Genomic DNA, 14,057 nt, shown 5'->3' with positions numbered 1-14,057 from the left:
GAATTTAGAAGTTATAATAAACGTTAACAAAGAAATTACGTCCATAACCATACCAATATCTATTGGCAAAAGTATTTGTACCACTTTGTGTATTCATCACTTCACGCTCATAGTTTGCGTTTCTTGCTTGTTCAAAACCACCGGTTTTGAACTTTTTATTAAATACATTATTAAGACTAGCGAAAGCTCCAATAATGTTTCTATTAGGTAATCTCCAAGATTTACCAGCTGTAATATTTACTAAAGTAAAATCAGCTAATTTCTCTTGTCTTAAAATATCTCTTAACTTATCCTCATTCAATCCCGCGAAAGGATTTCCAGTATCAGGATCGATTACAAAATTATCAGTACGTCTTAAAGCAGAAACGTTAGTATAAGCATTAGCCATATAATTTACGTTTGCACCAACCCACCAATAAGCAGGGTCACGATATTCTAATCCTAAAGACAATGCAGTTTGTGGACCATTTCCTAATTTAACGTTCTCTAAGTAAGAAGTTCCATAGTCAAACGTTTTAGCTACATTATCTGAGTTTAAACGAATTTTTGGATTATTAGTATAGAACGATTGTCCAATCGCTGCTGCAGCAGTTGCTTTAACCGTTTGAGAAATTTTATACTCTGCGCCAAACTCAATACCTAAGTTACGTTTGTTTACCCCTGTTAAAATCTCAGAAACGAAAGCTCCTCCAGAAGTCGTAAGATATTCACCATTAGCATCAACAATACCTACACCATCAGCATAATAGAAATTAATTTGTGTACTGTTTTTAATCTCAGATAAATACCCAGTAACACGAGCTTTAAACTTAGGAGTACGAAGAATATAACTAGCATCTACACTTAAAATATCCTCATTCGTAAGATCTTTAGTGATTAAGTTATTTACCCTCGCGTTTGCAAATGTATTGCGAATAGTAGGAGCTTGGTTGTAGTAAGCAGCGTTAAAGTCTAATGCATGACGACCAGTAATGTGGTAAGTCATACCTGCTTTAAAACCAAAGTTATTAAAGTCGATTGCTCCACTTTTACCATAAGAGTCGTATGCATAAATAGCATTTTGATATAACCCTTCTCTTTGGTAACGTGTATAACCTATTTTTTGAGCTAAATAAAAGTCAAACTTGTTGTAATCAAATTTGAATTGCGTAAACAAGTCTACAACATCAGCATACATTTTATAGTTGTAACCAAACTTATCATCAACATCTACTAGGCGATTTGGGTTCTGCATATCACTATCTTGCTTATCCGCTTCTTGATAAGTATCAATATCACGGTAACCTGTCCCTCCTAATAAATCAGTTAATTTTTTATAATAAGAAATTGTAGATCTTCTATAATTTAATCCAGTTTCGAAAGTAATATTATCTGTTAAAGTCGATTTGAAGTCTGTATTAAATGAAAAAACATTCTCATCTTGTCTATCTTCATAAAGAATAATTTTACTTAAACCACCTTGATTAGAGCGATAAATATTACCCCAATTTACTTGTCCATTATTTACAAAGTCTTCCTCTACAGCTTTTGCTTGATCAAGGTAATTTTGAGTATCAATTTTGAAGCTATCTGTATCAGGTAAAGCATTAAACTCGTCTTGAGTCATTGACCAATACTTTGCATCAATACGATTAAGATAGTAACTAGGCATCTTACGATAATAAGTCGGATCTGGGTTCATACCATCTGTATAACCAAAACGGCTATTAGCAATATGACCAAACTGATAACCTAATGTGGTTGTCAATTTACTCTTGTCATTGATTGTCCAATAGTGAGTCAAAGTGAAGATAGGTTCTGCAACATCTTTGTATCTTGAATTTCTCTTATCACCAGCTTGATCTCCCCAGTAAGAATTGTATTTATACCCTTTAAGATCTGTTTGCTCATCTGTTACTGGTGAGTTTTTAGCTCTTTTATTTTTTGCATAAATAGCTGATAAATTCAAGCTGTGGTTATCATTAAACTTCTTCTCTACAGCTGCAAAGAAAGAAAGTGCATCGTAGTTAGTACCTTCCCAATGACCTTCATTAGCTCCTCTATATGAAGCTGAAACAACGTATGCCCATCCATCTTTGTTTAAACCTGATGAATAAATAGCATAAGGTCTCCAACTATAGTTGTTGTTTGAAAGAGAAAAACCTGCTTTAGCTCCTTGACGAATGTGAGAAGCACGTGTAGAAATAGCTTGAGTACCAAGGACCCCCCCAAAAGTCTGATCTGAAGTAGTTGATCCTGAAGAATACTCTTGGTTTCTAGTGGCGTCATTTAGTCCACCCCAGTTACCCCATTGTGGGCGACCATCGTGGATCTTGTTCATTACAACACCGTTAATAAGTACCTTTCCGTACTCATTGTCTAATCCTCTCATTCTGTAGAATGCTGAACCCCAATTGAAAGCAGCAGCTTGTTGGAAAGGATCTTTGGTTGCTTGTAGTAAACTTGAGGAAGATTCAGAACCAGAATCGTCATCTCCTAAGTCGTTTTCAGTAAGGGTAATTACCCCCATCTGTGAGGAAGTCAAATCTTCTTCTAAGTAGATAGTTCCTAAATCGACAACATCTTCATCGATTGTCACTGGAAATTTTTTAGTATTATATCCTACATAAGATATTAATACACTATAATTACCAGCTTTAACATCTCTTAAAATAAAGATTCCTCCATTGTCTGTCAAAGTGGAAATATTTGTAGCTTCTACTCTTGCCAACACCGCGTTAATTGGTGTTAAAGATTTCGCATCTACAACTTTCCCTTTAATTTCTTGAACCCCTTGCGCGTAGCCGACAACTACCTGTAAAACAAGGAACAAACTAAATAAAAGTTTCTTCATAAATTAAAAATGATTAAAAGTGCTATGTTAAAAAGCGTTACGCTAATTTGTGTCACAAAGGTATGGTATTAAAATAATAATAGCTACTTTTGTTGTAGGAATTAAGTCAAACTTTACTAAAATTTAATATGGTTACAAAACTTCGTATCCGCGATCTATTCTTTTTCTTATTCTTCATCTCCGCAGGAGTGCAAGCACAAGAAAAAAAATACCAGATTCAGACAATCGCATTCTACAATTGTGAAAATCTATTCGACACAATTCGCGATCCCAAAATTTACGATGAAGAATGGACTCCAAATGGGGCCCAATCATGGACATCGGCTAAGTACAATCAGAAAATACACAACCTTGCTAAGGTCATGTCAATGATTGGAACAGATGAAAACATTAATACACCTGCTATTATTGGCGTGGCGGAAGTAGAAAACAGAAACGTACTAGAAGATCTAGTTAAAGATCCTCAATTAGCTCCTAGTGACTATGGTATTGTACACTATGATTCACCTGACAAACGTGGTATAGACGTTGGTTTATTGTATCAGAAAAAGCACTTTACACCAACTAGTACTAAAGCCATTCCTACAATGATCTACGATATGAATAAGGTAGACAAATACACAGGAGAAAAAGGTGTTCGTGTCTATACACGTGATCAACTATTAGTAACTGGATTACTAGATGGCGAAGAAATACACTTTATCGTGAATCACTGGCCATCAAGAGTAGGAGGAGAAAAAAGAAGTAGCCCTCTTAGAGAAGCAGCTGCTGCTCTAAATGTAAAAATCATGGACTCACTGAAAACCATCAACCCAGATGCTAAGATTATAACAATGGGAGATTTAAACGATGGCCCTTTCAACAACAGCTTGAAAAAAGTATTGAAAACAGAAGCTAAGAAATCTAAAGTAAAACCTGATGGATTATACAATCCAATGGAAAAAATGGCAAAAGAAGGATTAGGTACTTTAGCCTATAGAGATGCTTGGGATATATTTGACCAAATGATTCTTTCTGAGCCTTACCTCAGACCAGAACACGACTCTTGGCGTTATTGGAAGGCTAAAATATATAAAAAGCCTTTCATGATTCAGAGCACTGGACAATACAAAGGTTACCCGCTTAGAAATACTAATGGAATACCTGGATATAGTGACCACTTCCCTGTATATATATACTTAATCAGAGAAGCACAATAAATAAAAAAGACTCCTTTAATCTAGCCTAAAGGAGTCTTTTTTTATATCCATACATCAGATTGATTTTACTATTTCCTTTACAATCTCTCTACCATAAACCAAGGAGATAATTTGGACAAAAGACTGAAAGCTAAAGCTTGCTTCTTGATTAGCATTATCCGATATCGTTCGGATGACAATAAAAGGAACACCAAATTCATAACACACCTGAGCCACTGCAGCCCCCTCCATCTCAACACACAACACATTAGGTAATTCATCAATCAAAGCTTGCTTCTGTTTATTCGTGGAAAAGAACTGATCTCCACTTGCAATTGTTCCGTAATGCACCCTAGGAGCCTCTATATTAAACTTTCTCAACTCCACAGGCTCGATGTGCTTTGTCAAACAATCTATAGCTAAAAACGACTCTATAGAAGCCAAAAGCTTACGCGACAACGCTTCTTCAGAATGAAAATAAGTTTGCCCTAAAAGAGGTATTTCAAACTTTGGCCGCAAGGGCGAAGCATCCATATCGTATTGTATCAAATCCTTAGCTACAACCACATCTCCGACTCTAACATCTGCATGAATACCTCCCGCAACACCAACAAAAACGACATTGGAAACATTAAAATGCAATAACAATGTTGAAACCGTTACGGAAGCCGCGACTTTACCAATACGCGAATATACCACAACAACGTTAACACCATATAAAAGCCCTTTATAGTATTTACGCCCTCCAATTACAACTTCAGTCACATTAGTTAGACTATGAATTATCCCATTTACTTCCTCAGGAATAGCTCCTAGAATTCCGATTACTTTAGATTGACTCATAACAATTTTCTAAAATTATATACAAAAATAAGATTCCTAAATTCAATAAAAAACAAAAGCGCTACCAAAAGTGGTAGCGCTTTTAAAAAGTATAATTAATTTATATCGATTAGTTGTTTAATGCTTCTGCACCCCCAACAATCTCTAAAATTTCATTTGTAATAGCTGCCTGACGAGCTTTGTTGTAACTTAAAGTTAATTGATCTTTAAGGTCCTTAGCATTATCAGTAGCTTTATGCATTGCTGTCATACGTGCACCATGCTCAGAAGCAACCGAATCAGCTATCGCTTTAAACAATTGAGTCTTTAATGACAACGGTATTAATGTCTCAATAATCTCAGCTTTAGAAGGCTCGTAAATGTAATCTGAAGTCGCACTGCTCTCCGTCTCAATTGGCAATAATGGCAAGAATTGCTCAGTAACTACGATTTGCGTTGCAGCATTTTTAAATTGATTATATACGATTTGAATAGAATCATATTTCTCTTCAACAAAAGAGTCCATTAATTGCTCAGCAATCACAGCAGCATTCTCGAAATCGAAAGCATCGTATAAATCACTACGATTTTCGATAACATTAAATTGCTTGTGCAAAATGTCAAAACCTTTCTTACCAATTGTTAAAAGATCAATATCAGCGCCAGGGTAGTTATTACGAGCTACAGTCGTTGCTTGTTTAATCACATTTGAATTAAAACCACCACATAAACCTCTATTTGAAGTAACAACAACTAAAAGTACTTTCTTAACCTCTCTAACTTGAGAGTATACTCCTGAGTTATCACCTTCTAAGGTAGCACTAATGTTCTGAATCAATTCAGTCAACTTTTCAGAATATGGACGCATTGCTGTGATTGTATCTGTTGCCTTTTTTAATTTAGCAGCAGAAACCATTTTCATAGCAGAAGTAATCTGCATCGTTGAACCGATCGATGAAATCCTATTACGTATTTCTTTTAGGTTTGCCATTTTAGTATATATATTACCTTAGAATGAAAAGGTGAAAAAACACCTCTTCAATTCTAAATCTAATTCTTAATATTTAGCAGCTACTTCTTTAGCTACCTTCTCTAATACACCAGTTAATTCATCAGTGAATTTACCAGCTTTTAATTGATTCAATGTGTCTTTATGACGTGTATTTAAAGCTTCTAAATACTCTTTCTCGAATTCTTTAACTTTAGATACAGGAACATTTCTTAATAAGTTTTTAGAACCAGCGTAGATAATCGCTACTTGGTCTTCAACTGTATAAGGATCATTAACTGCTTGTTTCAAAATTTCAACGTTACGTTGACCTTTAGAGATTACATTCATTGTAGCAGCATCTAAATCAGAACCAAACTTAGCGAAAGCTTCTAACTCACGGTACTGAGCTTGATCAAGTTTTAAAGTACCTGCTACTTTCTTCATTGATTTAATCTGAGCAGAACCACCAACACGAGATACAGAAATACCTACGTTAATCGCTGGACGAACACCAGAGTTAAACAAATCAGACTCCAAGAAAATCTGACCATCTGTAATAGAGATCACGTTTGTTGGAATATATGCAGAAACGTCACCAGCTTGAGTTTCAATAATTGGTAATGCAGTTAAAGAACCACCACCTTTTACGAATGGTCTCAATGACTCTGGTAAGTCGTTCATATTTTTTGCGATATCATCATCACCGATTACACGAGCAGCACGCTCTAATAATCTTGAGTGAAGATAGAAAACGTCTCCAGGATAAGCTTCACGTCCTGGTGGGCGACGTAAAATCAAAGACATCTCACGGTAAGCTACCGCTTGCTTAGATAAATCATCATAGATAATTAAAGCTGGACGTCCTGTATCACGGAAGTACTCTCCAATAGCAGCACCTGCCATTGCAGCATAAACTTGCATTGGAGCAGGATCTGAAGCATTTGCAGCTACGATGATCGAGTAATCCATTGCACCTTTATCTTCTAAAGTTTTAGCAATACCTGCAACTGTTGAAGCTTTTTGCCCAATAGCAACATAAATACAATATACTGGTTGACCAGCATCGTAAAACTCTTTTTGATTTAATATTGTATCGATACAAACTGTAGTTTTACCTGTTTGACGGTCACCAATTACTAACTCACGTTGTCCACGCCCGATAGGAATCATCGCATCTACAGATTTAATACCTGTTTGTAACGGCTCAGTTACTGGCTGACGGTAGATAACACCAGGAGCTTTTCGCTCTAACGGCATTTCAAACAAATCACCTTCAATAGCACCTTTACCATCGATTGGTTGCCCAAGTGTATTAACAACACGTCCAACCATTTTCTCTCCAACTTTTAAAGAAGCAATACGACCAGTTCTTTTAACTGTATCACCTTCTTTAACTCCAACAGCTGAACCTAATAGTACAATACCTACATTGTCTTCTTCAAGGTTTTGAACCATTGCCTCTAGTCCGTTGTCTAATACAACTAACTCTCCGTATTCTGCATTTGTTAACCCGTACACACGAGCAACTCCATCTCCTACTTCTAGTATAGTTCCTACTTCTTCTAATGAAGCATCAGAGCTAAATCCAGATAACTGTTTCTTTAAAATCGCTGATATCTCAGCTGGTTTAATTTCCGCCATTTTTGTCTATGTTTATACACGAAAATTCGTGCGGTGATTTTTTAATTCGTTAATTCTCTTTTTAAAACTTGTAATTGATTTGCTATAGATGCATTGTATTGTTTATCACCAATTCTTAGGATAAAACCTCCTAAAATACCTGGCTCAACAATATTAGAAATAATAATCTCTTTATTTGGAGCAAGGGACTTAATCTTAGCGATCACCTTTGCTTCTAATGTTGCATCCATAGGAATTGCAGTTGTAACCAATACTCTTTCGATTCCTTTATAAGACTCATATTGCTTTTTAAACTCACTAGCGATACCGTCCAAAATCTCAAAACGACTATTTGTACTTAACAATTTAAACAAATCTTTTGTCACTTCATTAGTTGTAGCAAAAACCTCTAATAAAGCATTTATTTTAATCTCATCCTTAACGGTTGGATTCAAAAGAAAAGTTTTTAATTCATTGCTCTCTGCTATTGATTGAGAAATTAAGATCATATCACTATTAATAGCCTCTGAATTTCCTTTTTCAATAGAAATCTCAAGCATTGCTTTAGCATATCTTGCAGCTGCTCTAGTGCCTATCATAATGATTGATTAATTTAATTTTACTTCGTCTAACATTTTCTCAACCAATTTCGATTGAGCCTCTTTGTCAGCCAATTGATCTTTTAATAATTTCTCTGCGATTTCAATTGAAATAGAAGAAACTTGGTTCTTTAATTCACTAACTGCAGCCGCTTTTTCAGTTTCAATAACTGCTTTTGCTTGCGCAATTAATTTCTGACCTTGCGCTTCAGCTTCTCCTTTAGCATCAGCAATCATTTGGTCTTTAATCTCTCTAGCCTCTTTTAATAAAGCGTCGCGCTCAGCACGTGCTTCCACTAATAATTTCTCATTATCAGCTTTCAAATTAGCCATTTCTCTTTTTGCATTTTCAGCAGCAGCCAATGCATCAGCGATTCCCTCTTCACGAGCCTCTAAAGCATTTACAATTGGTTTCCATGCAAACTTCCCTAGAACAAAAACAACCACTAATAAGATGATGAATTGCCAGAAAAATAATCCAAAACTGAAATCGTTAATTAATTTATCCATTATCTAAAATTATACTTTTTAATATCTATTTTGTTTAATTAAGGAATTTATCAGTGACCAACCGTCACAGATAAATTCCTTTTACCTTCTTGGATTATTTACCTAAGATTAAAGCACCGAATGCTAAACCTTCCAATAATGCACCAATAATAATCATTGCAGTTTGGATTTTTCCAGCAGCTTCTGGTTGACGAGCGATAGCGTCCATAGCTGAAGATCCAATTTTTCCTAAACCGTAACCTGCTCCGATTACGATTAAACCTGCACCAATAATGTTTGGTAATTCCATAGTGATTGATTTATATTAATTAAACAAATTTTATTTTTAATTCAAATTTTACTGATTAATGATGAGCCTCATCATGTTCATGCTCTGCAACAGCCATTCCGATAAACAATGATGATAACATTGTAAAGATGAACGCTTGTAAAAAAGCAACTAAGATTTCTAAGAATACTAAGAAAGTAGACAAGAAGAACCCTATACCGATTGCACCTCCAGTACCTAACGCTTCTTTCATCACGAAGATAATTGCGATAAGACCAAATACAACCGAGTGACCTGCTGTTATGTTAGCGAATAAACGAACCATTAACGAGAAAGGCTTAATCAACGCTCCTAAGATCTCAATTGGCGCTAACATAATTTTCATCGGTACTGGCACTCCTGGCATCCAAAAGATATGTTTCCAATAATCTTTATTTGCAGAAAACTGTGTAATAATAAAAGTGAAGATTGCTAAACAAGCTGTTACTGAAATACTACCTGTAACGTTAAATCCAAGTGGAGTTAACCCTAATAAATTCAACAAGAAAATTAAGAAGAATACAGATAACAAGTATGGCATAAATTTCCTGTATTTATCTTTTCCAATATTTGGAATTGCCATCTCATCGCGAACATAAAGAACCATTGGCTCTAAAGCTCTTGCGAAACCTTTTGGAAGGTTATTCGCTCCGTTTTTATACGTTTTAGCTAAACCTAAAAACATTACGAAAATCAAAGCTGTAGTAAACAACAAAGACGCTACGTTTTTAGTAATAGAAAAGTCTAAAGGCTTCTCATTTGTAGGATGATGCGTATCATCGTAATCAATTGTACCTGCAGCATCCGTTTTATATATCTTACCGTGATATAACTTGTAGAATTGCCCATCTTTTTCAACTACTTTCTTACCATAGTCAAATTCAGAAGACATAAATACTTTAAGTCCATTGTCAATTAAAATAACTGGCAATGAAAAACCATAGTTCTTTCCTTCCGCCTCATCTGAGAAGAAAACAAAAGAATAGTCATCTGCTAAGTGGTGCGTGATGTGATCTTGCACTTTCTGAGCTTGAGTCTTCTCAACTATAGGATGTTCATGATTCGCTTCCTCAGCAGCCTCCAATGTTTCTGCTACTGATTGCTCCGTTTCTTCAATAGATTTCTCTAGATTCTGAGCGTTAGTTTGTGCGTACGAAAATACCGACGATGCTGTAAAAATAACAGCTGCTAATAAATTCAGTGATTTCTTCAGAGTCACCATACCTTAACTTCTTGAATATTTATGGTTCTTAAAATTTTGTGCAAAAGTACAATAAATCTTATATTATCATACCTTTATGCGAAACTTTTTTTGTTAACTTTTTTCTGAGCTAACCTTGTTATTTAAAATATAATAGGCGAAATATCCATCTCCTGCAAGGAAAACAAGCACCGAAATCAAGAAATTTGATTTGAATGCCATATCTACCCCCTCATTATCTAGACCTGCTTGCGCTAACAGATAACTTGCTACTAACCTCATTGTAATGAATCCTATGAATACAAAACCTAGATGCTGTGGCAAACTACCTTTTATCCCAACTATCGCGACAAAGATAACCAGACTGAATACAATTCCAAGCCCATAAAATTGAAATAAATTATATCCTAAAGCTGTGAGTGAATCACCAAATGAGGTATACAAAACAATCGCGTAGTGTACTAAAAAGCAAATGAGTAGACTTAGTAAAACCTTTACCCCTGTGCCAACAATCTGTTTATCCATTTTAATCTTTATTAATTTGATGAACTTGTCTTATAACTTGGTACAAAGCTAATCCTACTCCCAATAAAGTACAAATTTTATTTGCAATATCGTTTACTATACCATATTTCTCGTCTAACCACTCCCCAAACAAGTGAAAAAGAAAAATAGTTATCCCCATTTGAAAAGGCATGGTAATAAGTGTAAGCCACTTATTAGGTCCTCCTTTTTTCTGATTCTCACCACTCAATTGATTAATTTATTCTTTTATTCTAAAGTAGACTACTCTCCTTTAGCTTGTTTATTTCCACTTTTAACTTCTTTACCACCTTGTCCAAGCATTTGACAAGTCACCTCCATATTTCCTCCTGGTTCTACAGAAAGTCTTCCCACTATAAGCTCACCTTTGATATTAGCATTTGCTTTAACTGACAATAAATCCTTTACTTTAATTATTCCTTCTACCACTCCTTCAACATCTGCATTTTCACAATCTATATTCCCAATAATCTTCGCTTTAGCTCCTACTACTACACGTCCTTTTACAAATAAATTACCGTGTAATTCACCGTCTAATCGCATATCTGAAGTTGCTTCAATATCACCTCTAATTATTGTCGACTCCACTATTCTATTGGTTTTTCCTAAGTCAACAGAAACCTCTTTGTTTGAATTTTTAAACATAATCTATTTTTTTCAACCTTATTTTAATCTAGTTTGTAAATGCAGAAACATATGCTTCCCAGTTTTTCTTAATCTGAACAACCACATAATTATCTGCTTCAATTGGATAAGCCTTAATTCCCAATCGCTCAATTACTTTTTCTGCATCTTGCCTTGTTCTAAAGCCATGTAAAACTAATATTTTTTCATTCGCTAAGTAATAATCTTCAGAGAATTTTATCCCTATTTGGGAATTAATTGCTGCAAAATCAGCCATTGATCTACGCACAACCCCAATATTCTCTCTGTTTGCTGCATCACTAAATACTGCAATCTTCCAACTATCACCAGAAGAATTTAATACAAAAGATTTGCTGTTTAATTTTACTATTTCAGTATTCAATAAGTTCTCGGCCTCTTTTCCTTCAGTAGTTGAGCTATATGCCATCGCAACAAAATTTAAGGCTTCTTTATAAGCCTGAAGCCCTTCTTTACGTGCTAAAATTCGTGCTTTTAACAATTCGAAACGACTGATATAATCATTGTCATAATGATCTAATACATACTCAACTTCTTTATAAGCTGCCTCTATATCTCCAGAAGCATAAACACGATATACATTAGTAAATAGCTGCTCTGGTGAAAGATCATCTATCTCACCGACTTTTACATTTTGCAATAACTTTGCATATCTAGAATCTGGGTAGCGCGAAATTATAAGAGCCTTCAGCTCTATTGCTTTGGCAGGGTTTACCTCTAAATAAACTTTGTAGAGCTTATACATACTTGGGAGAATCAAGCGCTTCATAGGTTTAGGCTCGAATGCTAATAACGTTTCAAATCGATAAATTGATAAATCATACTTCTTAAACTTCTCGCTATACATTGACCCTAACTGAAAATAAGCAAAGTCCCTATCTACGCGTAATTTACCAATAGTTAATGAATCAACTGGTATCTTACTAAGATATATTGTAACATCATATCTAGCATCAGAAACAATTGCTGATGTATTAATTCCTTGTGTATTCGTCTCATTATTTTTTCCGGCGCTTAATTCATTACTCGTTTGCGCAGATGCCCATTTCCAATTATCAACTAGTGGGCGATTACCCCATTTTCGCTTAAATTCTTGCTTGCCATACCCACTTGCTTGCGTAGAGTAAAAATAGAAAGTTGACTTAGCTCCTCCTTGCATCTGAGCCTCATTACTATCCATATATGAACTTACCGCATCTCCAAAGCTAGCCATATTAAAATAATCAACGTTACTATTTCTATTCTTCTCTTTTAAATTAGCTTGTAATTTTCTAAAGTCTTCTTTTCTCAACTCTTCTACGTGCTTCTGAAAAAACACTAATCGCTGACTATCAGACATTTCTACTAAATTTAAAATACTATCATTTACATGTGCAATACGCTCATATTTTACCACTTCTTTCAATGCGTCACGTCGCTTACTCAGACGATAGCGTTCCCTAAACTTTTCTGGCAAAATAGACAGAGCACTGTCATAATACGAACCTGCCTCTGCGTAACCCGCACTATTAAAGTAAATATCCGCTATACTTAGATAGTTATAAGCTTTTAATTGCTCATCTGTCTTACCAAATTTAACTGCCTGCTTTAAGTATTCTAAAGCCTTGTCTGTTTTGCCCACATCGTTATAAAACAAGCCTACTTGACGATTCAAAACATCTAAAAAACCCCTGTTTTCACGATTGCGCATCAACTTCTTATACGTCTTCAAAAAGGCAGTGGAATCACTTACTTTTCGCATTCCTAACTCAGCTAATTGACTATAGGAATGAATATAGTAGGACCTCGGCCCTTTGCGCTTCATCTTTACAATGTTCTCGAAAGAGTGAAATGCTTCTGCAGTTTTTCCTGTTTTTGCGTATAATTGACCTAGTATAAACAAGTATCGCGCACGCTCCTCATTTGTAGTTGTCATCTCTAAAGCTCTTTTCATAGGAGCTATAGCTTCATCATATTGTTCGATGTTAATATAGCCTTGGGCTAATATTGCATTTGCATCAGCTTCTGTTTGCTTCCTCATTTTCCCTTTGCGCATGGCAAGAAACTCTTTTAAGTTCTTGATGGCTATATCGTCATAAGACAAACGAAGATTCGCCTTTTCTCGCCAAACTTTAGCCTCATCAATCTTATCACTATCAGGGTATTTGTATAAAATGTAATTAAACGCTTCTAAAGCTGGTACGAAACGACCGTCGTGATATCTCGCCTTTCCAAGCATAATATAAGCCTCGTCCATTTGCCAATTGCGTTCTCTTCCCTGAATATACATTGAATGTTTTTGAATCGCTTTCGTCGCTTTGTTCTCTGCTCGAGTAAAACCAATCCCTCCATCTAAAGAATCTTGACTCACATTGCCGTCTATAGAGAAATTGTCTAAAATAGATCCTTGTTTACTTTGAATTGGGGCACTTACTTGAAATTGCTTTTCTGGATCGACTTTAATTTCAATACGCTCAACGGGAAGAATCTCCCAAAAATTATCGCGGTAGTTTTCTTTTAAAGAAAATAATGCCTCCTCATAGGCCAAATCACCATTGTACAAGATATTGTACTTCGTAGTCATCGCGTGATAGCCACGGTTAACGAGGCGATCTTTCTTCACAGAACAACTATAAAGAAATACCACTCCAAACAATATCATTAAGAAATACCTTGCACTATTAATCACCACTAACAATTTAACATTTAAACTACTCAAACGCCATTTTATTATCTTCGAAAGGCTAAATTAGCAGAACAACTGAAAATACTAAAATTTTAAACGTCTAACAAAGTAAGTACTTTTTCTTT

At 35.3% G+C, this 14,057-nt stretch carries 13 protein-coding genes; 1 reads left to right on the top strand and 12 read right to left on the bottom strand.

The features are described from left to right. Positions 1-4: 4 nt before the first annotated feature. A complete protein-coding gene (locus GJV77_RS02855; RefSeq protein WP_155034845.1) occupies positions 5-2,833 on the bottom strand; it encodes a carboxypeptidase-like regulatory domain-containing protein in 2,829 nt (942 codons plus the stop codon). Positions 2,834-2,961: 128 nt separating this feature from the next. On the opposite strand from GJV77_RS02855, the gene GJV77_RS02850 reads away from it, so the two are divergent. Continuing rightward, a complete protein-coding gene (locus GJV77_RS02850) occupies positions 2,962-4,032 on the top strand; it encodes an endonuclease/exonuclease/phosphatase family protein (protein ID WP_155034844.1) in 1,071 nt (356 codons plus the stop codon). Between the two features lie 54 nt (positions 4,033-4,086). On the opposite strand, the gene GJV77_RS02845 is transcribed toward GJV77_RS02850, so the two are convergent. From GJV77_RS02845 to porW, 11 genes are all read right to left on the bottom strand, one after another. After that, positions 4,087-4,854 (bottom strand): 5'-methylthioadenosine/adenosylhomocysteine nucleosidase, encoded by a 768-nt coding sequence (locus tag GJV77_RS02845; RefSeq protein ID WP_155034843.1) that lies wholly within the window; start codon positions 4,852-4,854, stop codon positions 4,087-4,089. A 109-nt stretch (positions 4,855-4,963) separates the two neighbouring features. Next, positions 4,964-5,824: an ATP synthase F1 subunit gamma gene (gene atpG, locus GJV77_RS02840; protein WP_155034842.1), complete on the bottom strand. Its 861-nt coding sequence runs from the start codon at positions 5,822-5,824 to the stop codon at positions 4,964-4,966. Between the two features lie 66 nt (positions 5,825-5,890). Next, entirely contained in the window at positions 5,891-7,465 is a 1,575-nt protein-coding gene (gene atpA, locus GJV77_RS02835) for a F0F1 ATP synthase subunit alpha (RefSeq protein WP_155034841.1), read from the bottom strand. A gap of 41 nt (positions 7,466-7,506) precedes the next feature. After that, complete coding sequence (gene atpH / locus GJV77_RS02830) at positions 7,507-8,043, bottom strand: ATP synthase F1 subunit delta (protein WP_155034840.1); 537 nt, start codon at positions 8,041-8,043, stop codon at positions 7,507-7,509. Between the two features lie 9 nt (positions 8,044-8,052). After that, positions 8,053-8,553, bottom strand: a complete 501-nt coding sequence (locus GJV77_RS02825; RefSeq protein ID WP_155034839.1) for a F0F1 ATP synthase subunit B — start codon at positions 8,551-8,553, stop codon at positions 8,053-8,055. A 94-nt stretch (positions 8,554-8,647) separates the two neighbouring features. Further along, positions 8,648-8,842, bottom strand: coding sequence for an ATP synthase F0 subunit C (atpE, locus tag GJV77_RS02820; protein ID WP_155034838.1), 195 nt, complete (start codon positions 8,840-8,842; stop codon positions 8,648-8,650). Positions 8,843-8,897: 55 nt separating this feature from the next. Beyond that, complete coding sequence (gene atpB / locus GJV77_RS02815) at positions 8,898-10,082, bottom strand: F0F1 ATP synthase subunit A (RefSeq protein WP_155034837.1); 1,185 nt, start codon at positions 10,080-10,082, stop codon at positions 8,898-8,900. Positions 10,083-10,175: 93 nt separating this feature from the next. Then, positions 10,176-10,586, bottom strand: coding sequence for a hypothetical protein (locus tag GJV77_RS02810; RefSeq protein ID WP_155034836.1), 411 nt, complete (start codon positions 10,584-10,586; stop codon positions 10,176-10,178). Between the two features lies 1 nt (position 10,587). Next, positions 10,588-10,815, bottom strand: coding sequence for an AtpZ/AtpI family protein (locus GJV77_RS02805; protein WP_262885832.1), 228 nt, complete (start codon positions 10,813-10,815; stop codon positions 10,588-10,590). Positions 10,816-10,847: 32 nt separating this feature from the next. Further along, entirely contained in the window at positions 10,848-11,249 is a 402-nt protein-coding gene (locus GJV77_RS02800; RefSeq protein ID WP_155034835.1) for a bactofilin family protein, read from the bottom strand. A 28-nt stretch (positions 11,250-11,277) separates the two neighbouring features. Next, positions 11,278-13,965: a type IX secretion system periplasmic lipoprotein PorW/SprE gene (porW, locus tag GJV77_RS02795; RefSeq protein ID WP_240142805.1), complete on the bottom strand. Its 2,688-nt coding sequence runs from the start codon at positions 13,963-13,965 to the stop codon at positions 11,278-11,280. Between the last annotated feature and the right edge of the window lie 92 nt (positions 13,966-14,057).

The organism is Myroides pelagicus, assembly GCF_009711055.1.
Taxonomy (GTDB): Bacteria; Bacteroidota; Bacteroidia; order Flavobacteriales; family Flavobacteriaceae; genus Flavobacterium; species Flavobacterium pelagicum.
This window is presented reverse-complemented; position numbering and strand designations above follow the sequence as displayed.

Excerpts from the sequence above, each read along its gene's own strand:
- GJV77_RS02855 (WP_155034845.1), bottom strand. The coding sequence starts at position 2,833 with ATGAAGAAACTTTTATTTAGTTTGTTCCTTGTTTTACAGGTAGTTGTC.
- GJV77_RS02850 (WP_155034844.1), top strand. The coding sequence starts at position 2,962 with ATGGTTACAAAACTTCGTATCCGCGATCTATTCTTTTTCTTATTCTTC.
- GJV77_RS02845 (WP_155034843.1), bottom strand. The coding sequence starts at position 4,854 with ATGAGTCAATCTAAAGTAATCGGAATTCTAGGAGCTATTCCTGAGGAA.
- atpG (WP_155034842.1), bottom strand. The coding sequence starts at position 5,824 with ATGGCAAACCTAAAAGAAATACGTAATAGGATTTCATCGATCGGTTCA.
- atpA (WP_155034841.1), bottom strand. The coding sequence starts at position 7,465 with ATGGCGGAAATTAAACCAGCTGAGATATCAGCGATTTTAAAGAAACAG.
- atpH (WP_155034840.1), bottom strand. The coding sequence starts at position 8,043 with ATGATAGGCACTAGAGCAGCTGCAAGATATGCTAAAGCAATGCTTGAG.
- GJV77_RS02825 (WP_155034839.1), bottom strand. The coding sequence starts at position 8,553 with ATGGATAAATTAATTAACGATTTCAGTTTTGGATTATTTTTCTGGCAA.
- atpE (WP_155034838.1), bottom strand. The coding sequence starts at position 8,842 with ATGGAATTACCAAACATTATTGGTGCAGGTTTAATCGTAATCGGAGCA.
- atpB (WP_155034837.1), bottom strand. The coding sequence starts at position 10,082 with ATGGTGACTCTGAAGAAATCACTGAATTTATTAGCAGCTGTTATTTTT.
- GJV77_RS02810 (WP_155034836.1), bottom strand. The coding sequence starts at position 10,586 with ATGGATAAACAGATTGTTGGCACAGGGGTAAAGGTTTTACTAAGTCTA.
- GJV77_RS02800 (WP_155034835.1), bottom strand. The coding sequence starts at position 11,249 with ATGTTTAAAAATTCAAACAAAGAGGTTTCTGTTGACTTAGGAAAAACC.